A 19,215-nucleotide genomic window follows, 5' to 3' on the forward strand; every position below is an offset into this window, starting at 1 on the left:
AATCCGCGCTCAGCGGACAGAATGGGGAGATGCAGGAGAACCAACAGCCGTTCCCCCAGGGCCAGCCGTACCCGGCGGCGCTCGCGTATACACCCCCGGCGCCCCAGCCCTGGCTTCTTCCGCCACCCGAGGGGGTGCGGTACGACCACCTGGCCAGGAACCCGGCGACCCGGTGGTGGCGGCCGGTCGTCGGCACGCTCGTCGTGGCCGTGGCCTTCGTGGTGGCGGCGATGGTCGTCTTCCTGCTCGGCGCGCTGCTGGCGCCGGCGTTCGGCGTGAAGATGCTGCCCGGTGACACCAGGCTGTTCGACGATCCGGAGTACGCCCTGGTCGTCATGCTGCTGTCGATCGCCGTCGTGCTGCCGCTGGTGTTCGGTACGGCGGCGCTGATCCAGCGGCGGCGGCCGGGGACGCTGTCGTCGGTGGCCGGGCGGCTGCGCTGGTCGTGGCTGTGGGGGTGCGCGGGGGTCGCGGTGGTCGCGCTCGTGCTCGGGCAGACGGCGCTGGTGGTGGCCTACTCGGTCGCGGGCGAGGACACCTCGGGGCTGTTCGGCGAGTGGGCGGGCTGGGAGCGGTTCCTGCCCGGCCTGGTGGTGATCGTCCTGCTCGTGCCGTTCCAGGCGGCGGCCGAGGAGTACATCTTCCGCGGCTGGGTGATCCAGGCGTTCGGCAGCTACCTGCGCAATCCGGCCTACGGCATCGTGCTGGGGTCGCTGCTGTTCATGGTCATGCACGGCTACACCCAGGCCGGGATGGTGGACGTGTTCGGCTTCGGGGTGGTGATGGGCTTCCTCGCGGTGCGCACCGGCGGGCTGGAGGCGGCCATCGCCATGCACGTGGTGAACAACGTGTTCGCCTTCGGGCTCAGCGCGGCGACGGGGCAGCTGGACAAGGCGATGCAGCAGGGGGCGGTGCCGTGGCCGGCGCTGGCGGGGACCGTCGTGCAGCTGGCCGTGTTCGCGGCCGGGGTGCTGCTGCTGGCCAAAAAGCTGGCCAAAAAGCGGGCAATCAGCGCATTTTCTGGATAAATCTCCAGAGGGTCGGCGAAATCTCGCTAGAGAGGTCTCGCCTTCCGGGCTGTGGCGTGCTGATCTGGAAGGGTGGCGTGCTGGTCCGGCCGTACGGCAGGCCGTCGGATCCGGAGGTGATCATGTCGATCGGACCGGGTATAGGCGCCTAGGAGTCGGCAAACCATCGGCAAGTCAGTGGAACGGTCCGGAACACCACGAGGAGGTGTCGCGCGTGGCCTCCGGCCCCAGCGATCCACCACGGCGACAGCCGGACGACCCGCCGGGTGACGCCCCGCGCGAATCCGGCGAGGCCCCCCGCCAACCCGGCGACGCCCCCCGCGAACCTGGTGAGGCTCCACGGCCGCGCGAGCCCCGGATCCAGCACTCGCCGCCCGGGCCGACCGACGACCGGGCGCGCGGGCTGCCTCTCGCCTCGCCGTGGGGGATGCCCCCGTTCGCCTCGCCCACGCCCGAGGACGCCGCGGCCGAGGACGAGGAGCCGCCCGAGGCGCCCCGGGGACGCAGGCCGTACGGCTCGCCGACCGCGGAGCCGGAGACCCAGCGGCGCAGGCGGCTGGTCAGCAGGCCGGACAAGCTTGTCGCCAGGGGCAGGCCGCGGCCGTACCCGCCGCCCGGCCCGGCCGAGGAGGCCGAGCGCCGCGAGCGCATGGCCGACACGCGCCCCTACCCGCGCCAGCCCGCCGCACCCGAGCAGGCCCCCCGCGAGCGTCCGGTTCCCGGCGAGCATGCCGTGCCAGCCGAGCAACCGCGGGAGATCCAGGTCGAGCCGCGCATCAGCGCCGAGCCCGAGCGCGGCCCCCAGGACCAGCAGCCCGTCAGGCGCGTCGGCAGGCCGCCCGGCGGCCGCCCGACCCGCCCCGACCTGCTGGTCGCCAGCGGCCCGCCGCGGCCCTCCGGCTCCAGCGGACGCCACCACCGCGGCGCCGCGCCGCCCGTGCCCGCCAGGCGGCGGCGCGGGCTCACCGCCCCGATCGCCATCGTCGTGGCCCTCGCCCTCACCGCGACCGCCGGGATCCTCGCCTGGCGGTACCTGACCGGCCCCGGCAAGCCCGGGCCGACGCTCGCGACCGGCGAGGTGCGCCCCGGCGACCCGTGGTTCAAGCTCTCGGCCGCCGTCGGCGGCGCCAACCAGAAGCTCAACGACGTCGCCGCCACCGGCGACACGGTCGTGGCGGTCGGCAGCGACACCACGACGCCCACGCCCCGGCCGATCTTCCTGTACTCGCCCGACGCCGGGAGGAGCTGGCACCTGGGCAAGGTGACCGACTCTCCCACGGCGATCGTCCGGCGCGTGACCGGCGGCGACGGGAGGTGGCTGGCCGCCGGCGGCGACGAGACCCAGGTGGGCCTGTGGGTCAGCGGCGACGGCTTCAGCTGGGAGGCGGTGTCCAGCCCGGCGTTCCGGCGCGGCGACCTCGTCCACGACATCGCCAGGACCGCCTCCGGCTTCGTGGCGGTCGGCCGCGCGCCCGCCGCGTCCGGCCTGGTGCCCGCCGCCTGGCGGTCCGCCGACGGGCGGACTTGGCAGCGCGTCGACCTCGGCGATCTGGACGTCGGCGAGCTGAAGGCGGTCGAGGCGCGCGGCGACACGGTCGTCGCGCTGGGCCCGTCCGCGCGCGGCGAGGGCGCGCGGGCCGTCCGCTCGGCCGACGCCGGGAAGACCTGGCACGCCACGGCGTTCCTCCTCCCCGAGGCGCAGGCCGAGCCCGGGACGCTGGCCGTCCTGCCCAGGCAGTTCCTCCTCGTCCCGCTCGGCCGGCGCACCCCGGAGGGCCAGGTGCGGGTGTACTGCTCGGCGTCCGGCGAGCGCTGGGCCCAGTGTGGCGCGATCAGCGGCCTGGACAGCCAGAGCGTCGGCGTCGACGCGGTCGTCTCCCACAAGGGCGGCGTGACCGCGGTCAGCGAGGTCGGCCTGGGCGACTACCGCGTGCTGACCAGCCCGGACGGCAGGACCTGGACCAGGCGCGCCCAGCTCGCCGGGCTGGAGGAGGCCACGCTGCGCGGCTTCGCCGTCGGCGACTCCGGCGTGCTGTTCGCGGGCGGCGACCGGGCCGCCTCCGACATCGACAACCAGCCCGTCCTGGTCACCGCGCCGCCCGGCGGGGCGCCCGCGACGGTGGAGCTCACCGGCATCGACGGCCTGATCAGGGCCGCACGCGACGTGGCCAGGCTGTCCGTCGCGCGGGGCACGTACGTGGCGGTCGGCTCGGCCTCCGGCGACGCGGGCATCTGGACCAGCTCCGACGCCCAGGTCTGGCGGGCCTCCAGCCTGGGCGGGCCGCGCCAGCAGGGCCTGTCGGACGTGGCGCACGGGCGCAAGGGCTGGGTCGCGGTCGGGGCCAACGCCGTCGGCGCCAACGGCGCCGAGCCGCTCGTGGTCTCCTCCACCGACGCGCTGACGTGGAAGAAGGTGCCGGTTCCCGGGCGCGAGGGCGGCTGGGTGACCATGCACGCGGTCGCGGCCGGGCCCAAGGGCTACGTGGTCGCGGGCGAGGACCGCGGCCAGGCGGGCACGGCCGCCGCGCTGTGGTTCACCGCCGACGGGCAGAGGTTCACCCGCTCCAGGCCGCTGCCGCAGGGCGGCGTCGGCGTGCGCGTCCACGACGTGGCGGCCGTCGGCGAGCGGTACGTGGCCGTGGGCGGCTTCGGCGACGCCGACCGGGAGACCGGCGTCGTGTGGTGGTCCGACGACGGGCTGACCTGGAAGCAGCGGGACCGGCGCATCCTGCCGGAGGACGCCCAGAGCGCGGGCCTGCGCCAGGTGGCGGTGGACGGCGAGCGCATCGTGGTGACCGGTACGGCGTTGCGCGACGGCGTGCGCAAGGCGTTCGCGGGCGTGTCGGAGGACGAGGGCAGGTCGTGGACCTACAGCTGGCTGCGGGCCGAGGGGGAGGCGGCCGTCTACGACCTGGCCGCCACGCCCCAGGGGCTGGTGGCGGTCGGCTCGCACGACGGCGACGGCGCGGCGTGGACCTCGCAGGACGGCCTCGGCTGGAACCGCACCGACCTGACGGGCCAGCGGCTGGCCGGGGAGGGCCGGCAGTGGCTGGCGGCCGTCGCGGTCACCGGGTCGCAGGTGGTGGGCCTGGGCCGGTCGGCCACCTACAACGCCGACCACCTCAGCCTGTGGATCTCGACCCTGTCGGCCGATCGGTGATCCCCCAGGCGGCCAGCGCGTCCAGCAGGCCCTCCGACAGCGGCAGCCGTACGAGGTCGGGAAGGGGGCACCAGCGCACGTCGGCGGCGTCGTCGCCGGCGGCGAGCACGCCGCCCGTCACCGTGGCGCGGTAGTCGCGGATGTCGTAGACGACCCCGCCGGGGCCGGGCCGGTCCACCACGCCCACGAACGGGCCGGGCTCGACGAGCAGGCCGGTCTCCTCGCGCACCTCGCGCCGCAGGGCCGCCTCGTCGGACTCGCCGGGCTCCACCCGGCCGCCGGGCAGCGACCAGAGCCCCTGGCCGGGCGGCCTGCCACGGCGCACGAGCAGCAGGCGGTCGCCGTCCACGACGATGGCGCCGACACAATTTACACGCACATTGCGGTTATATAACGGCCGCCGCCCTTGACGGATCGGCGTCACACGAAGCACCGTGAGTAGCTGTGAGAGCGGCACCAACCTGTCCGCGGTGTTTTGGCCCGCTTCATCCGCCCAGCGCCTGGCACAGCGCATGGCGCTGTGACGCGCACGGCGACGTCCTGCCCTTCCAGCCGCCCCGGCAGCCGTCGGAGGCGTCGATGGAGCTCATCCGGCAGAACTCGGTCGTGCCCGTGTGGCTGCCCTGGCCGCTGCCGACGGGCTGGCTCGTGACCGGGTTCGCCGAGGTCGGCGACGAGCGCACCGGTGGGCGGGCGAGCGTGGTCGCCCTGTCGGGGCCCTCGGTGACGCACGGGCCCGCGGACCTGCTGATCATCGCCGAGGAGCCGGGCATCGGGCTGGGCGCGTCCTTCGCCGGGATCGGCGGGCCGGACCCCGGAGCGGGCTTCGACGAGGGACCGCCGAACGCCAAGATCGACGTCCTCGGGCACCCGACCGCGCTGTGGTTCGTCAAGGGGCCGGGCGACCGGGCGGCGTACGCGGGGGAGGCGCTGGGCAACTGGCTGTGGACGATCGGCTGGCCGGCCGAGGCCGGCTGCGTCATCGCGCTGGCCCAGCTGAGCCTCATCGACCTGCGGGAGGCGCCGCCGCTCGACGTGCCCTTCGGGGCGTTCTCGCCGCGCCTGGACGACTAGGATCGCTGTCCCCCTGGGATTGGGGGAGCCGGTGTTCGACGTACGGTTCTTCGTCGAGGCGTTCGTGACGATGTTCGTCATCATGGACCCGCCCGGCGTCATCCCGCTGTTCCTCGCCTACACCGGCGGGCGCACCGCCCGGCAGCGCACCACGATCGCCTGGCAGGCGGCGGTGACGGCGTTCTGCCTCATCGTCGTCTTCGCGGTGTTCGGGCAGGCGATCCTGTCGTACCTGCACGTCGAGGTGCCGGCCATGCAGATCGCGGGCGGGCTGCTGCTGTTGCTGGTGGCGCTGGAGCTGCTGCGCGGGCAGACCGAGCCGCGGGCCGACGAGATGCGCTCCAACGTCAACGTCGCCCTGGTGCCGCTGGGGACGCCGCTGCTGGCCGGTCCGGGCGCGATCGTGGCCACGATCGTCTTCTCGCAGCAGGCGCAGGGCCGCTTCGCCGACACGCTGGCGCTGGGGCTGGCGATCGCGGCCGTCCACATCATCCTGTGGATCTTCATGCGGTTCTCGGTGTCGATCATCCGCGTGATCAAGGAGAACGGGGTCGAGCTGGTGACGCGGATCGCGGGCCTGCTGCTGTCGGCCCTGGCGGTCCAGCTCATCATCAACGCGATCAGAGCCTTGCTCGCCTGACACGCGAGGGCCGCGACAGGGATCGGCCCGCCCTTTCCCTCTGGTCCTCCGCCCCCATCTGGCAGAAAGACGCGGTACGGCGGGGCGTGGCCGCGGTGAGGATCGGCCTCGCCGTTCAAACGCAGTAGCATGCGGAAGCGTGACAGCGCGTATCGAGCGAGTGGTGACCGAAGGCGTCGTGGATGTCGACGGCGTCGAGCACAAGGTCGAGAACAATACGTGGATCGTGGGCGACGACGAGGAAGTCATCGTCATCGACCCGGCACGGGACGCCGACAAGATCCTGGAGCAGGTCGGCGAGCGCGAGGTGCTCGCCGTCATCTGCACCCACGGCCTGTCCGACCACGTCGGCGCGGCGATCGAGGTGGCCGCCCGCGACGAGGCGGTGATCGCCCTCCACCCGAAGGACAAGCCCCTGTGGCGCGAGACCTGGTCGGAGACCTGGCCGGACATCGACCTGGAGGACGACGGCCGGTTCCAGGTCGCCGACGTCACCCTCGACGTCATGGAGACCCCCGGCGTCACGCCGGGCGGCATCTCCCTCTACAGCGAGGACCTGCAGGCCGTCTTCACCGGCAAGTCGCTGCTGGCCGACGGTCCCGGCAAGCTCGGCGGGGAGTATCCCGCGCTGGCCGACCAGCTCACCTCGATCGGCGGGCGGCTGTTCACCCTGCCCCACGCCACGCGCGTGCTGCCCGCGCACGGCGAGGAGACCACGGTCGGGGACCTGGAGCCCCACTTCGACGACTGGGTGTCCGGCTCGCTGACCCGCACCGACAAGCCGGAGAGCCCCCTTGTCGACGGCACCAGGTCCGCCGGGATCTCGCTCGAACCGGACGACGACTAGCGTGTACGACCAGCTCCCGCTGGAGGGCATGCCGCGGCGGCTCTACTCCTGCACGCCGTCGCGGTTGAACACCTGGCTCGACTGCCGGCGCCGCTACCGCTTCACCTACCTCGACCGGCCGGCGCCCCAGAAGGGCCCGGCCTGGGCGCACACCAGCCTCGGCGCGAGCGTGCACAACGCCCTGGCGGCCTGGTGGCGGGAGCCGTACGAGAGAAGGACCCCGCACATGGCGAGCGTCCTGCTCGCCGGCGGCTGGATCGCCGAGGGGTACAGGGACGCCGAGCAGTCGGCCGCCTGGCTCAAGCGGGCGTGCGACATGGTGGCCGGGTACGTCAGCACTCTGGACCCCGCCGACGAGCCGGTGGGCGTGGAGCGGGTCGTCGCCACGCGGACCCCGGTGATCGCCGTCTCCGGCCGCATCGACCGGCTCGACCGGCGCGGGGACGAGCTGGTCGTCGTCGACTACAAGACCGGGCGGCGGGCGCTGACCCCCGACGACGCCCGCTCCTCCCTCGCGCTGGCCCTGTACGCGATCGCCGCCTCCCGGATGCTGCGCACGCCCTGTCACAAGGTCGAGCTGCACCACCTCCCGACCGGTGAGATCGTGGAGTGGGAGCACACCGACGAGTCGCTCGCGCGGCACCTGGGCCGGGCCGAGGAGGTCGCGCTGGAGGCGGCCGAGGCCGACGAGGGCTACCGGAAGGGCGAGCACGAGGCGCTCTTCCCGCCCAACCCCGGCCCGATGTGCTCCTGGTGCGACTTCCGCCGCCACTGCCCGGAGGGCCGGGCGGCCGCTCCCGACAAGCGCCCCTGGGACGGGCTCGACACGGGTCAGCTCGACACGGACTAGGCGGCCCCGGCCCAGCGGCGTGGGTCGGTCAAGCCCGCGAGGCCCCTGCTCAGGTCGTAGCCGGCCGCCGCCAGGCGCGTGCGCGCGCCCTCCAGCATCCGCCGGGTCGACGGCATGAACATCCGGTCGTGCACCGCCTCGGGCAGCGAGTTCGCCGCCAGCCGGAACGCCCGCAACGCCGCGGTCGCCGTCGCCTGCGGCACCTCCGGCAGCACGCCGTACATGCGCCGCGCCCAAGCGGGGAGCGTGTAGTAGCACAGCGCCCCGAACGGGAAGTAGGCCGGCTTGCCCGGCGCCAGCATCCGCATCTCGCGCGGCAGCCGCGGCCACAGCAGGAAGCGCACGGTCGCCGCCGCCTCGGGCGTGACCTGGAGCTTCGGCCGCATCTGCTTGAAGTAGGCGTCCATCTCCGCGACCGACCCCGGCACGTCGTCCTCGTGCAGGCCGACGTAGGTGGCACTCTTGCGCTGCTCGCGAAGGTACCGGTCGGCCATGCGCTCGGTGATGCCCGGCCTGCCGCGCCTGGCCACCTCCAGGTAGGAGGACACCTCCGCGCAGTGGACCCACAGCAGCAGCTCGGGGTCGTCGACGCGGTAGGTCCTGCCTTCGTGCCGGATGCGGAGCCGCCGGTGGATGGCGCGGACGCGGCGGCCGATCTCCTCGGCCTCCTCAGGGCTGCCGAAGGTCACCCGTCCCACGAAGTCCGCGGTACGGCGGAGCCGCCCGAACGGGTCTTCCTGGAAATTGGAGTTCTGCCAGACGCCCCGCATCGCGACGGGGTGCAGGGCCTGGAGCATGAGGCCGCGCACGCCGCCCACCCAGATCGAGCGGTCGAGGTGCACCAGCCACGTCACGGACTGCGGGGGCTGAACCGTTTCCATAGTAAGTGAATGATTACACCTCTTTGGACTTGGCGTCCAATGCCTCCGCCTCGTTCCAGAAGCGGACCAGCGCCGCGGCCGTCGTCTCGGGCGCCTCCACCGCGGGCGAGTGGACCGCGCCCGGCACCACCACGCACTCGGCCTCCAGCCGCCTCGCGGTCTGCCGCTGCACCTGCGGCGGCCAGCCGTCGTCGTGCTCGCCGAACAGCACCAGCACCGGCACGCCGGCCTGCCGGAGCTGCTCGGTGCGGTCGTCGATGCACAGGCACTGCTCGGCCATCACGCCCAGCCCCGTCGGCGAGTTGGACAGCAGCCTCTTGCGCAGGAACGCGACGATCTCGTCGGGCACGCCGTTGGCCACGGCCTCGGGCTCGAACCTCGAGTGCCACAGGTGTTCGAGGCCGAACTGCCCGATCTCCTCGATGATCTTCTTGCCGCCCTCCGCCCGGCGCCCGGTGATGCCGGTCGGGCCGGTGCTCATCAGCGTCAGCGAGGCGAGCCTGGCCCTGCCGTCGATCGCCGCGGCCCGCGCCACCAGCCCGCCGAAGGAGTGGCCCACCAGGTGGACGGGCTCGCTCCCGCCGATCGTCTCGGCCAGCGCGTCGACGTCGGCCCCCAGGGCGGCGCAGGTGTAGGCGGCCGGGTCGTCGGGGCCCGGCGTTTCGTACTGCCCCCGCAGGTCCATCGCGACCACGCGGCGTCCGGAGTGGGCGAGCGTCTGCAGGACGGCGAGGAAATCCTCCTTGCTGCCGGTCAGCCCCGGCACCAGCAGGGCGGGACAGCGCTCGACCACGCCGCTGCCGGGCAACGCCTCGAGGACCGCGAAGATCCCCCGGGAGGTCTCGATCCTCCTGGGCGTCACACCGGGCGGCAAGGTCAGGAAACGCGGCGTACTCACGTGGGGCAACAATACCCGTCACTTCCCGTGACGACACCGGTGAAGTCGCTACGCCGGTTCTGGGAGGATGGGCCGATGGAGGAGATTGCGATCCGGCCCGCGAGCTCGTGGCCCGACGTGGCCGCCGTCTTCGGGCCCAGGGGCGCGTACGGCGGTTGCTGGTGCATGTGGTTCAGGACCACCGACGCGCAGTTCCGGCAGATCGCGGGGGAGCAGGCCAGGGAGCGGCTGCGGGGGCTCGTGGAGTCCGCGGGACCGGCTCCGGGACTGCTGGCCTACCTCGACGGGACGCCGGTCGGCTGGTGCGCGGTGGCGCCCCGGGAGGACTACGTGCGGATCGGGCGGTCGCCGGTCGTCAAGCCGGTGGACCCCGCCGAGGAGGGCGTCTGGTCGGTGCCGTGCTTCTTCGTCACCCCCGCTGGGCGGGGGCGCGGGGTGCCGGCCGCCCTGCTGCGGGCGGCGATCGGCTTCGCGCGGTCCCACGGGGCGCGGGCGCTGGAGGGCTATCCCCGCGACACCGGCAGGCGGGTCCAGGCGGCGGAGCTGTACTACGGGTGGCGCTCGCTGTTCGAGGGGGCGGGCTTCCGCGAGATCGCCCGGCGCTCGCCCACCCGTCCGATCATGCGGCTGGACCTGTGACTTACCGCCCCTCGCCGTAACCCCTGCCCCGCCGTCCCGGCCCTGCCCACGGCTGGGGCTGAGGACATGGGGAGTGGGGTACGGCGGCACGCACACTCCCAGGTCCTCGGCCCGGCACGGGGTGCGGTGAGGCGCGGCGCGCACTCCAGGTCCCCGGCCCGGCAAGGCGTCGGCCTGCGGGCCGGGGAGGGTCAGCGGCGGCGGGTGCCGTTGCCGCGGGGGCGGCGGCGCTGCTGCTGCCGCTCCGTCGCCGCCGAAGGCGCGATCTCGTCCTCGTCCGTCGCCAGGTCGGGCGACTTGAAGATGACCTGGAACGGGCTGGCCGGGATGATCCGCTCGGGCTCGCGGCGCACCGGCTCCTGCACCGGCTCCTGAATCGGCACAGCGGCGAGCTCCTCGACGGAGACCAGTTCGGGTGTCTGGTCCATGGACTCGACCTCCGGCTCGGCGGACACGGACTCCTCTGGCTGCCTCGGCTCCTCTGCCTGCGTTGGCTCCTCTGGCGACGGGGCCGTCACCAGGCCGCCACGGGTACGGCGGCGCTGGCGGGGAGCGCGGGCCGGGCGGTCGCGCTCCTCCCGGCGGCCGCGGGAGCGCGACCGCCCGGTCTCGCCGAGGTCTTCGATCTCCTCGGCCGCCAGCCCGGCGCGCCTGCGGGCCTCACGCGGGAGCACGCCCTTGGTGCCCTCGGGGATGCCCAGCGACGAGTAGACGTGCGGCGAGGTGGAGTAGGTCTCCTCCGGCTCGGCGAACTCCAGGCCGAGCATCTGGTTGATCATCTTCCACCGGGTCAGCTCCTCCCACTCGACGAAGGTGACCGCGATGCCGGTGCGGCCCGCGCGGCCGGTGCGGCCGATGCGGTGCACGTAGGTCTTCTCGTCGTTGGGGCAGTCGTAGTTGACCACGTGGGTGACGTCGTCGATGTCGATGCCGCGCGCGGCCACGTCGGTGGCCACAAGCACGTCGATCTTGCCGTTGCGGAAGGCCCGCAGAGCCTGCTCGCGCTGCCCCTGGCCGAGGTCGCCGTGGACGGCGGCCACGGCGAAGCCGCGGGTGTCGAGCTGCTCGGCGACCATGTCGCAGGCGCGCTTGGTCTCGCAGAACACCATCGTGAGCCCGCGGCCCTCGGCCTGCAGGACCCGCGCCAGCAGCTCGATCTTGTCCATGCGGTGCGTCCGCCAGACGAACTGGCGCACCTGCGGGGTGGCCTCGCCCTCGCCGGCGTCGTGCTCGGCGCGGACGTGGGTGGGCCGGTTGAGGTAGCGGCGCGACAGCGCGACGATCTCGCCCGGCATGGTGGCCGAGAACAGCATCGTCTGCCGCTCCTCGGGCACGAGCTTGAAGATCCGCTCGATGTCGGGCAGGAAGCCCAGGTCGAGCATGCGGTCGGCCTCGTCCAGCACCAGCGTGGTGACCTGCGAGAGGTCCAGGTGCTTCTGCTTGACCAGGTCCAGGAGGCGCCCCGGGGTGCCGACGACCACGTCGACGCCGGTCTTGAGCGCCTCGATCTGCGGCTCGTAGGCGCGCCCGCCGTACACGGTCAGGACACGGGAGCCGAGCTTGCCGGCCGCGGTGACCAGGTCCTCCGAGACCTGGATGGCCAGCTCGCGGGTGGGCACGATCACCAGACCGCGCGGCTTCTTGCGGTTCTTGCGCGGCTTGCCGATGCTCTGCAGCATCGCGATGCCGAACGCGTAGGTCTTGCCCGTCCCGGTGCGCGCCTGGCCGATCACGTCCTGGCCGCTCAGGGCGAGCGGGAGTGCCATCTCCTGGATGGGAAACGGCGTGGTGATGCCCTCGGTCTCGAGGGCATCGGCGATCTCCGGAATGACTCCGAGCTCACGGAAGGTCGTCAGTGTGGCCTGCCTCAGTCTCACCATGAAGACTGGGCCTCCGGGACAGGGGTCCGCGCGGAGGGGCCAGTCCTCTCCATTCGTCAGCGACCGCTGACCCAGATGTGGGGGCAATCGGGAGAGAATCCCCCGGATTCACATAGTGCGGTCGCACTTTCACAGAGCAGTGTACTCGATAGCACAACGCTGGCCGAGATGGCAGATGTTCCCGCGAAGTACGCTGCGTTCATGGCAGATTCTGATGCGCCTTCCCCCGGCGCGAGCTCCGGCGTGGTCGACCTGCTGGGCGCCCTGGCCTACGCCGAGCTGACGGCGTTCCTGCGGATGGCGGAGGACGCGGCGCATCTCGCGCCGACGGTGACGGACCGGGCCCAGCTGGGCGAGCTGGCCGTGACGGAGTACGGCCACTTCCGCCTGCTGCGCGACCGGCTGACCGAGCTGGGGGCCGATCCGGAGCGCGCGATGGCGCCCTTCTGCGGGGCCTTCGACGCCTGGCACGAGCTGACCAGGCCGGGCGACTGGCTCGCGGCGCTGGTCAAGGCGTACGTGGGGCTGGGCATCGCCCTGGACTTCTACCGCGAGGCCGCCAAGCGGCTGGACCCCTCCCTCTCGCCGCTGGTGGAGGAGGTGCTGGCCGACGAGCCGCGTTCGGAGTTCGTCGTCGAGCGGGTGCGCGCCGCCCTGGCGGAGGATCCCGCGCAGAGCGGGCGGCTGGCGCTGTGGGCCAGGCGCCTGGTGGGCGAGGCGCTCAGCCAGGCCCAGCAGGTGGCCGCCGCCCGGCCCGAGCTGGCCCGGCTGCTGTCGGACGCCGACCAGGCCGACGTCTCGCGCCTGTTCGCCCAGCTGACCGAGGAGCACAACAAGCGCATGGCCGCGCTCGGCCTGTGACCGGCATGCCGAGGGGTACGGCCGGGCCGTACCCCTCGGGCCGGAAAACCTAAAGCGTGCCGCCGAATCCCACCGGCCTGGCCTCGTCCTCGCCGATCTCGACGAAGCCGAGCGCCGCCACCGGCACGATGATGCGCCTGCCCTTGACGTCGGTGATGGCCCAGAAACCGCGATCGGCGGTCAGCGCCTGCTTGATCTCCTCTTCGAGCTGCTCGGCCGAGAGGTCGGTTTCCACCACGAGCTCACGGTGCACCGACCGTACGCCGATCTTGACTTCCATCGCGCTCCCTCACGTCCCGTGTTCCACACCCCATCGTGACCTGCGGCGACCGGCTCGGGACCGGGTGATCGCGGCAAGCGAACGGATTAAGCCGTACGCGGAAAGCCGCTGATGCCGCGCCAGGCCAGCCTGGCCATGAGCTGCTCGGCCGCGTCCTTGGGGATGGAGCCGTGCGTGGTGACCCAATAGCGTGCGCTGACCTCTGCCATGCCGACGAGCCCGACGGCCAGCAGGTGCGCCTCCTCGCTGGAGCATCCGGTGTCGTCCTGGATGACGGCGCTGATCAGCTCGGCGCACTCGCGCAGGGACCGCTCCACCCGCTGCCGCACGGGGGCGACGTTGCGCAGGTCGGACTCGAAGACCAGGCGGAACGCCTCACCCTGCCCGGAGACGAAGTCGAAGAAGGCGCCGAAGGTGGCCTGCACGCGCAGCTTGTTCTCCTGCGTCGAGGCCAGCGCGTCCCTGATGCGGCTGACCATGTCGTCGACGTGGAGGTCGAGCAGCGCCAGGTACAGCTCCAGCTTGCCGGGAAAGTGCTGGTACAGCACCGGCTTGCTGACCCCGGCCCGGTCGGCGATCTCGTCCATGGCCGCGGCGTGGTAGCCGTTCTCGACGAAGACCTCCTGGGCGGCGCTGAGCAGCTGACGCCGGCGGGCGAGTCGGGGCAGCCGCGTGCCCCGGGGCTTGGCATCCGGGGTAGCCGTCATGCGGTCTCCTTCGTCGCGGACTCCGAGTGGGGGGGTCGAGTTCGTTCGGACATCCTACGTGTGGGCTAGCACCTCATCGGTAGTCTTCGTCGTCGAGGTCCACAATGCGCTCCTGGTCGGCCATGTCCGCGGGATCCACATCGAGCGGCAGCTCGCGGCGGAACGTCCGGTCGGCCTCCTCACGCAACTGACGCTGCTGCTCGGCGGCGTCCGCCTCGGGCGCCTCGATGGGCAGCTCGGCCTCGTCGAAAGGGCGCTCGTCCCCACGTACGTCCATCTCCGACATGTTTGGTCCCCTCTGGTCGTGGACGGTTCCACATTACGCCCGGCCGAACAGATCCCCGTGCTCCTCCACTCGCTCCAGCACGTCCGCGGCGGTGAAGACCAGGTCCTCGGGCCGCTCGCAGCCCTCGACCTCCTCCCACAGCAGGGGCGTGGAGACGGTGGGCCGCTGCCTGGCACGCAGAGAGTATGGCGCCACGGTGGTCTTGGCCGGGTTGTTCTGGCTCCAGTCGATGAACACCTTGCCAGGTCTGGCCGATCGCGTCATCACGCTGACGATCCGGTCACGGTGCTCTTTCTCCAGCAACCTTGCCAGCTCCTTGGCGTACGTGGCCGCATCTGCGCGGCCGTCCCAGCCGGCGTACAGTTGCATGCCCTTGCTGCCGCTGGTCTTGGGCCTGGCCGTCAGCCCCTCGGCCTTGAGGACGTCCCGCAGGATCAGGGCCACCTCGCAGCACTCCACGATCGTCGCCGGAGGGCCGGGGTCGAGGTCGAACACGAGCGTGTCGGGGTCCTGGGCACGGCCCCTCCCGTCGACGCGCCACATCGGGACGTGCAGCTCCAGCGCCGCCAGGTTGGCGTAGTACACCAGCCCGGGCAGGTTCTCGACGATGGGGGAGTCGATCGTCTCGCGGTCCTTGGTGCTGCCGGGGACCGGGATCGTCACCGTCCTGATCCACTCGGGGGTGCGCGAGGGGGCGTTCTTCTCGAAGAAGAAGGGGCCCTCCACGCCGTTGGGGTAGCGCTTGACGGTCAGCGGCCGGCCCTCGATGTAGGGGAGCAGCACGGGGGCGATCCGGCTGTAGTAGTCGATCACCTCGGCCTTGGTGAAGCCGGCCTCGGGGTAGAGCACCTTGTCCAGGTTGCTCAGCATCAGCTCCCGGCCGTCGACCTGGACAGGCACTCTGCTCATAGCGTCACCTCGGCGGGGAGCTTGTCGGGGCGCAGGCCGCGCCACACGGGGTGTCTCAGCTTGAGATCGGCGGTCCACATCGTGTAGGCCACCTCCCCCACGAGCTCGGGTCTAACCCACCGGTTGCGCCACGGCACCTCGTTGCGGAAGGGGCTGCGCCGGATCTCCAGCGGCCTGAGCAGCTCGTGGAGCTCGTCGAGCAGCGCGTCGGTGAAGCCCGTGCCGACGTGCCCGACGTAGGTCAGGCCCTGGCCGGTGAACACGCCCATGACCAGGGACCCGACGCCGCCGGCACGCCGTCCCTTGCCCGGCTTCCAGCCGCCGACCACGACCTCCCTCGTGGTGAGGTTCTTGACCTTGACCCACCAGGGGGAGCGGGTGCCCGGCCGGTACGGCGAGTCCAGCCGCTTGGCGACCACGCCCTCCAGCCCTTGCGCGTGGGTGGCGCCGAGCAGGTCCGTGGTGCCCGGGAAGTACGGCGGAGCCCCGATGTCGAGCTCGTCCAGGAGGGTGCGGCGGTCGCGGTACGGCAGGTCGAACAGCGGGGTGCCGTTGAGGTAGAGCAGGTCGAAGGGCAGGTAGGTGACGGGGTACAGGCGCAGCATGGCCGGCTCGGGATCGGTCAGGTGCATGCGGTGCTGGAGGCGCTTGAAGCTGGGGCGGCCGTGCCGGTCGAAGGAGACCACTTCGCCGTCGATGACTGCGTTCCTCAACCCGAGGTTTCGCAACCCGAACCCAGAAATTTCGGGATAACGGCGGGTGTAGTCGGCGCCGTGCCGCCCCGTCACCCGGAACCCCCCGTCCACGTGGATGATCGCGCGGATGCCGTCCCACTTGACCTCCAGCCCGTACAGCTCGGGACGCTCGGGCAGCTCACCAGGCATGGCGAGCATCGGCTCCACAGGAAACGGCATTGGATCGCCCATGTACGGGTATGTGCCCTCAAGGCGAGCCGGATAGTGACGAAGGGGTGCTCCATGCGCAGCATCTGGAAGGGTGCGATCTCCTTCGGCCTGGTCACGATCCCGGTGAAGCTGTACTCCGCGACCGAGCAGAAGGACGTCACCTTCCACCAGGTGCACCGCGAGGACGGCGGCAGGATCCGCTACAAGCGGGTGTGCACCAAGTGCGGGGAGGAGGTGCCCTACGCCGACATCGCCAAGGGGTACGAGCTGGCCACCGGGGAGATCGTCGTGCTCACCGACGAGGACTTCGAGGACTTGCCCCTGTCCACCTCGCGCCGGATCGACGTGCTGCAGTTCACCGCGGCCGACCAGATCGACCCGATCTACTTCGCCAAGTCCTACTACCTCGAGCCGGACGCCGAGGGGGCCAAGCCGTACGTGCTGCTGCGCAACGCCCTGGAGAGCTCGGGGCAGGTCGCGGTGGTGAAGGTCGCCCTGCGGCAGCGGGAGTCGCTGGCCACGCTGCGGGTGCGCGACGGCGTCTTCGTGCTGGAGACGATGCTGTGGCCCGACGAGATCCGCCGGCCGGACTTCGAGTTCCTGGACGAGGACGTCGAGGTGCGGGCGCAGGAGCTCAGGATGGCCGAGTCGCTCATCGCCACGATGGAGGCCGACTTCGACCCGGAGGAGTACCACGACGCCTACCGCGAGGCGCTCCAGGAGGTCATCGAGGCCAAGGTGGCCGGCAAGGAGGTCGTGGCGTCTCCGGAGGTCGAGGAGGCGGGGCCCGCGGTGGACCTGATGGCCGCGTTGCGCGCGAGCGTCGAGGCGGCGAAGAGGGAACGCGGCGCGGCGGCGAAAACGAAGAAGGAAGAAAAGGCCGAGTCCAAGAAGAGGGCCCGCAAAACCGCTTGAAACATTCACCGCGAAAGCCCGGAGGGAAAAGCGCCCTCCGGGCTTTCTCATGACGGGCCACGGTAAGCGGCAAAAGAGGGCCAGGGGCTCCTCAAGAAATCGTCACGAACGGACCACCTCGTCCGACGTGCCGAGAGACGCCTTATGCGCGCCCCGGACATCGAGGGCAATTGACAATTCTTCACCGATTCTTTCCAGGCACGGGAAATGCGTCGTCGGTGTGCCGCTCTGGAACAGTTCGTGGCGAGTGCCATCATCATGGTGATCTCTCGTCGTCCATTCTCGGAAGGAACGAAGGATGTCGAAGCTAGCTCTAGGCGGTTCTCTCTCCGTGGTCGTGGCCGCCAGCCTGACCATGGCGGTGAGCCCGGTCAGACCCGCAGAAGCCCAGCCTCCTCGGTGCAATCCGCACATCTTCTTCAAACACCACAAGCTCTCGCCGCGGAATTTCTACGTGCCGCGTACCCGCTTCATCGACGGCCCGGGCGGCTCGATGACGGTCTCCGTCACCAGGGAGCACGAAGTGCTCGCGTACCTCGAAACCTTGAAAGTGCGCTCGCTGGAGAAGTCGCTGCAGCTCACCAAGGACGACGTGGTCAAGACGCTGGTCCAGAGCCTGTCCAAGTCGGGGCTCCCGCACCTCGAAGAGCGGCACATGGTCTTCACCGGCCACGAGTACTCCCGCGAGATCAGCAAGGGCATGTACGGCAACATGTGGTACCGGGTGCTCGGCTACCGCATCGGCTGGTCGGCCTGGCGGGTCCTCGGCACATGCAAGCTCGTCCCGGTCGGGCGGGGCATCGCCAACGTGCCTTCCAGGGTGGAAGGCTGGCGGTACTGGGAGACCAAGCGCCCGATGTTCCGTGGGCGCGTCCTGTCGCCCAAGTGATGCTCAGCCGGCGCCGGTGCGACGGCGATGCCGTCGGCGTCGCAGACCGGAATCGTCCCCGGCGTCGGCGTTGGGAGACAGGAACAGGGACAGGTGGGGTACGGCGAGGCCGGCGGTGTGCGGGTGGCGCACGTGGTGCCCGGCCGATCGGGCCCGCCGTTGTGCCCGGCCTGTCGTCCGCCCGCCGCGCGGGCCAAGGAGTGGGTGAGCGCCCAGGCCGAGCATGTGACGCTCGGTCTGGAGCGGATCCGGCTGATGGCGCACAAGCGGCGCCGGCACGGTGATGTCGTCTGGCGCACCAGGCGCCCGTTCACCGAACGGGTGCCGTCGCCCGCGTGTGGGGGCGGGTCTCCGAACCGCTCAAGGACCATGTCGCGGTGGAGGTCGGCGATCGGCTGCGGGCGGCGGCCGCCCGCACCCGTGGTCGCGCCGACCGTCGTGGCTCCGGCTCCCATGAGACCCAGGTGAGAGCCGCCGTCAGGGTGCCGACGGCTACGGCCTTCCTGTAGTGGGACATCATCCCTTTCCCCGGCGGTCTGCCGGCCATTTCAGGCGCCACAAGCCGGACATAAATAGATATAAGCGGTGTATGCATTTATTTATGTCTAACTTATGCAAAAAGGCGCGTGAGCTATCTTGGGGGCATGGACCTGCCGATCCCCCACTGGCCCGGACGCATGGTCGGGCCCGTCCACGTCCGCTCGACCCCCGAAGGAGCCCCCGAGCGGGCCGTCTTCGTCCACGGGCTGGCCGGTTCCGCGACGAACTGGACCGACCTGATGCACGAGCTGCGCGACGTGGTCACCGGGCACGCGATCGACCTGCCGGGCAACGGCTTCTCCCCGCCGCCGCCCGACGGCGACTACTCGGTCACCGCCCACGCCCGCGCCGTCGTCGGCCTGCTGGAGGAGACGGGACCGGCCCATCTGTTCGGCAACTCCCTGGGCGGCGCCGTCGCCGTGCGCGCCACCGCCCTGCGGCCCGACCTCGTGCGCTCCCTGACGCTGGTCAGCCCGGCGCTGCCCGACCTGCTGCCCCGCTACGGCCCGGCCAGGGTGCTGCTCGCCTCCGCCCCGCGCCTGGGCGAGGTCGCCGCCGCCATGCTCGGCCGGCTGCCCGCCGAGCGCAGGATCGCCGCCACGATGGCGATGATCTACGCCGACGTCGCCTGCGTGCACCCGCGCCGCGTCAGCGACGCCGTGGAGGAGCTGCGCCGCCGCGACGGCCTGCCGTACGCCCAGCAGGCCATGATCGGCTCGGCCAGGGGCATCGTCAGGGAGTACTTCAGGAAGGACCTGTGGCGCGATGCGGCGTCGATCGGCCAGCCCACCCTGCTGCTGTACGGCAGGCGCGACCGGCTCGTGCGGCCCGGGGTGGCGCTCAGGGCGGCCCGGACCTTCCGCCGCAGCCGCCTGGTCGTACTGCCCGGCTGCGGCCACGTGGCGCAGATGGAGATGCCGCAGGTGGTGGCCGCCGAGACCCGGCGTCTGATCCTTGAGACGCGATTGGGGAATGCCCCACTCGCCAGCTAGGTTTCTGAGAGGAAAGAACCTGCATCGGGAGCGT

General features: G+C 71.8%; 20 protein-coding genes. 11 read left to right on the forward strand and 9 right to left on the reverse strand.

Annotation, left to right across the window (positions count from 1 at the left end; all coding sequences use genetic code 11):
- Positions 1-29 precede the first annotated feature (29 nt).
- Entirely contained in the window at positions 30-1,028 is a 999-nt protein-coding gene (locus BSB02_RS05610) for a CPBP family intramembrane glutamic endopeptidase (protein WP_143590268.1), read from the forward strand.
- A 214-nt stretch (positions 1,029-1,242) separates the two neighbouring features.
- The gene (locus BSB02_RS05615; RefSeq protein WP_143590270.1) at positions 1,243-4,188 is read left to right on the forward strand and encodes a sialidase family protein; all 2,946 of its coding nucleotides are present in this window, start codon (positions 1,243-1,245) and stop codon (positions 4,186-4,188) included.
- On the opposite strand, the gene BSB02_RS05620 is transcribed toward BSB02_RS05615, so the two are convergent.
- Positions 4,151-4,567, reverse strand: coding sequence for an NUDIX hydrolase (locus tag BSB02_RS05620; protein ID WP_206184518.1), 417 nt, complete (start codon positions 4,565-4,567; stop codon positions 4,151-4,153). The genes BSB02_RS05615 and BSB02_RS05620 overlap by 38 nt on opposite strands.
- Positions 4,568-4,632: 65 nt before the next feature.
- Here BSB02_RS05620 and BSB02_RS05625 point away from each other — a divergent pair, with 65 nt between their 5' ends.
- The 4 genes from BSB02_RS05625 (at position 4,633) to BSB02_RS05640 (ending at position 7,599) form a co-directional block, all read left to right on the forward strand.
- Positions 4,633-5,262: a DUF6758 family protein gene (locus tag BSB02_RS05625; protein ID WP_084957478.1), complete on the forward strand. Its 630-nt coding sequence runs from the start codon at positions 4,633-4,635 to the stop codon at positions 5,260-5,262.
- Between the two features lie 31 nt (positions 5,263-5,293).
- Positions 5,294-5,902, forward strand: a complete 609-nt coding sequence (locus tag BSB02_RS05630) for a MarC family protein (RefSeq protein ID WP_084957480.1) — start codon at positions 5,294-5,296, stop codon at positions 5,900-5,902.
- A 139-nt stretch (positions 5,903-6,041) separates the two neighbouring features.
- On the forward strand, positions 6,042-6,749 hold the full coding sequence (locus tag BSB02_RS05635; protein ID WP_084957482.1) for an MBL fold metallo-hydrolase: 708 nt from the start codon (positions 6,042-6,044) through the stop codon (positions 6,747-6,749).
- A gap of 1 nt (position 6,750) precedes the next feature.
- Positions 6,751-7,599, forward strand: coding sequence for a RecB family exonuclease (locus tag BSB02_RS05640; RefSeq protein ID WP_338064321.1), 849 nt, complete (start codon positions 6,751-6,753; stop codon positions 7,597-7,599).
- Here the strand turns inward: BSB02_RS05640 and BSB02_RS05645 are convergent.
- Positions 7,596-8,480: an oxygenase MpaB family protein gene (locus tag BSB02_RS05645; protein WP_084957484.1), complete on the reverse strand. Its 885-nt coding sequence runs from the start codon at positions 8,478-8,480 to the stop codon at positions 7,596-7,598. The genes BSB02_RS05640 and BSB02_RS05645 overlap by 4 nt on opposite strands.
- Positions 8,481-8,493: 13 nt before the next feature.
- Positions 8,494-9,378, reverse strand: coding sequence for an alpha/beta fold hydrolase (locus BSB02_RS05650; protein WP_084957486.1), 885 nt, complete (start codon positions 9,376-9,378; stop codon positions 8,494-8,496).
- A 75-nt stretch (positions 9,379-9,453) separates the two neighbouring features.
- Here BSB02_RS05650 and BSB02_RS05655 point away from each other — a divergent pair, with 75 nt between their 5' ends.
- Positions 9,454-10,017: a GNAT family N-acetyltransferase gene (locus BSB02_RS05655; protein WP_084957489.1), complete on the forward strand. Its 564-nt coding sequence runs from the start codon at positions 9,454-9,456 to the stop codon at positions 10,015-10,017.
- Positions 10,018-10,208: 191 nt separating this feature from the next.
- Here BSB02_RS05655 and BSB02_RS05660 read toward each other — a convergent pair whose 3' ends face one another.
- Positions 10,209-11,897 carry a DEAD/DEAH box helicase gene (locus BSB02_RS05660; RefSeq protein WP_143590272.1) on the reverse strand — a complete coding sequence of 563 codons (1,689 nt, stop codon included), beginning with the start codon at positions 11,895-11,897 and terminating at the stop codon, positions 10,209-10,211.
- Between the two features lie 201 nt (positions 11,898-12,098).
- On the opposite strand from BSB02_RS05660, the gene BSB02_RS05665 reads away from it, so the two are divergent.
- Positions 12,099-12,758 carry a ferritin-like fold-containing protein gene (locus tag BSB02_RS05665; RefSeq protein WP_084957491.1) on the forward strand — a complete coding sequence of 220 codons (660 nt, stop codon included), beginning with the start codon at positions 12,099-12,101 and terminating at the stop codon, positions 12,756-12,758.
- A gap of 49 nt (positions 12,759-12,807) precedes the next feature.
- Here the strand turns inward: BSB02_RS05665 and BSB02_RS05670 are convergent, their stop codons facing one another.
- The 5 genes from BSB02_RS05670 to ligD (BSB02_RS05690) all read right to left on the reverse strand — a co-directional run bounded on the left by BSB02_RS05670 (position 12,808) and on the right by ligD (BSB02_RS05690) (position 15,824).
- A complete protein-coding gene (locus tag BSB02_RS05670) occupies positions 12,808-13,038 on the reverse strand; it encodes a DUF3107 domain-containing protein (RefSeq protein ID WP_084957492.1) in 231 nt (76 codons plus the stop codon).
- An 86-nt stretch (positions 13,039-13,124) separates the two neighbouring features.
- Positions 13,125-13,745 (reverse strand): TetR/AcrR family transcriptional regulator, encoded by a 621-nt coding sequence (locus BSB02_RS05675; protein WP_084957494.1) that lies wholly within the window; start codon positions 13,743-13,745, stop codon positions 13,125-13,127.
- Between the two features lie 73 nt (positions 13,746-13,818).
- Positions 13,819-14,031: a hypothetical protein gene (locus BSB02_RS05680; protein WP_240506199.1), complete on the reverse strand. Its 213-nt coding sequence runs from the start codon at positions 14,029-14,031 to the stop codon at positions 13,819-13,821.
- Positions 14,032-14,064: 33 nt separating this feature from the next.
- The gene (gene ligD / locus BSB02_RS05685) at positions 14,065-14,940 is read right to left on the reverse strand and encodes a non-homologous end-joining DNA ligase (RefSeq protein WP_084957496.1); all 876 of its coding nucleotides are present in this window, start codon (positions 14,938-14,940) and stop codon (positions 14,065-14,067) included.
- Entirely contained in the window at positions 14,937-15,824 is an 888-nt protein-coding gene (gene ligD / locus BSB02_RS05690) for a non-homologous end-joining DNA ligase (RefSeq protein ID WP_240506200.1), read from the reverse strand. Before ligD (BSB02_RS05690) ends, ligD (BSB02_RS05685) begins: the two co-directional genes overlap by 4 nt.
- Positions 15,825-15,917: 93 nt before the next feature.
- On the opposite strand from ligD (BSB02_RS05690), the gene ku reads away from it, so the two are divergent.
- The 3 genes from ku to BSB02_RS05705 all read left to right on the forward strand — a co-directional run bounded on the left by ku (position 15,918) and on the right by BSB02_RS05705 (position 19,181).
- Positions 15,918-16,760 carry a non-homologous end joining protein Ku gene (ku, locus tag BSB02_RS05695; protein WP_084957500.1) on the forward strand — a complete coding sequence of 281 codons (843 nt, stop codon included), beginning with the start codon at positions 15,918-15,920 and terminating at the stop codon, positions 16,758-16,760.
- A 454-nt stretch (positions 16,761-17,214) separates the two neighbouring features.
- Positions 17,215-17,649: a hypothetical protein gene (locus BSB02_RS05700; RefSeq protein ID WP_143590274.1), complete on the forward strand. Its 435-nt coding sequence runs from the start codon at positions 17,215-17,217 to the stop codon at positions 17,647-17,649.
- A 644-nt stretch (positions 17,650-18,293) separates the two neighbouring features.
- Entirely contained in the window at positions 18,294-19,181 is an 888-nt protein-coding gene (locus tag BSB02_RS05705; protein ID WP_084957504.1) for an alpha/beta fold hydrolase, read from the forward strand.
- The last annotated feature ends 34 nt before the right edge of the window (positions 19,182-19,215 follow it).

Origin of the sequence: Thermoactinospora rubra (assembly GCF_002093975.1) — a bacterium.
Lineage (GTDB): Bacteria > Actinomycetota > Actinomycetes > Streptosporangiales > Streptosporangiaceae > Nonomuraea > Nonomuraea rubra_A.

What these genes read in the sequence shown, in the direction of transcription:
- BSB02_RS05610 (WP_143590268.1), top strand. Translation starts at nt 30, where the DNA reads ATGCAGGAGAACCAACAGCCGTTCCCCCAGGGCCAGCCGTACCCGGCG.
- BSB02_RS05645 (WP_084957484.1), bottom strand. Translation starts at nt 8,480, where the DNA reads ATGGAAACGGTTCAGCCCCCGCAGTCCGTGACGTGGCTGGTGCACCTC.
- BSB02_RS05655 (WP_084957489.1), top strand. Translation starts at nt 9,454, where the DNA reads ATGGAGGAGATTGCGATCCGGCCCGCGAGCTCGTGGCCCGACGTGGCC.
- BSB02_RS05660 (WP_143590272.1), bottom strand. Translation starts at nt 11,897, where the DNA reads ATGGTGAGACTGAGGCAGGCCACACTGACGACCTTCCGTGAGCTCGGA.
- BSB02_RS05665 (WP_084957491.1), top strand. Translation starts at nt 12,099, where the DNA reads ATGGCAGATTCTGATGCGCCTTCCCCCGGCGCGAGCTCCGGCGTGGTC.
- BSB02_RS05670 (WP_084957492.1), bottom strand. Translation starts at nt 13,038, where the DNA reads ATGGAAGTCAAGATCGGCGTACGGTCGGTGCACCGTGAGCTCGTGGTG.
- BSB02_RS05675 (WP_084957494.1), bottom strand. Translation starts at nt 13,745, where the DNA reads ATGACGGCTACCCCGGATGCCAAGCCCCGGGGCACGCGGCTGCCCCGA.
- BSB02_RS05680 (WP_240506199.1), bottom strand. Translation starts at nt 14,031, where the DNA reads ATGTCGGAGATGGACGTACGTGGGGACGAGCGCCCTTTCGACGAGGCC.
- ligD (WP_084957496.1), bottom strand. Translation starts at nt 14,940, where the DNA reads ATGAGCAGAGTGCCTGTCCAGGTCGACGGCCGGGAGCTGATGCTGAGC.
- ligD (WP_240506200.1), bottom strand. Translation starts at nt 15,824, where the DNA reads ATGCCTGGTGAGCTGCCCGAGCGTCCCGAGCTGTACGGGCTGGAGGTC.
- ku (WP_084957500.1), top strand. Translation starts at nt 15,918, where the DNA reads ATGCGCAGCATCTGGAAGGGTGCGATCTCCTTCGGCCTGGTCACGATC.
- BSB02_RS05705 (WP_084957504.1), top strand. Translation starts at nt 18,294, where the DNA reads ATGGACCTGCCGATCCCCCACTGGCCCGGACGCATGGTCGGGCCCGTC.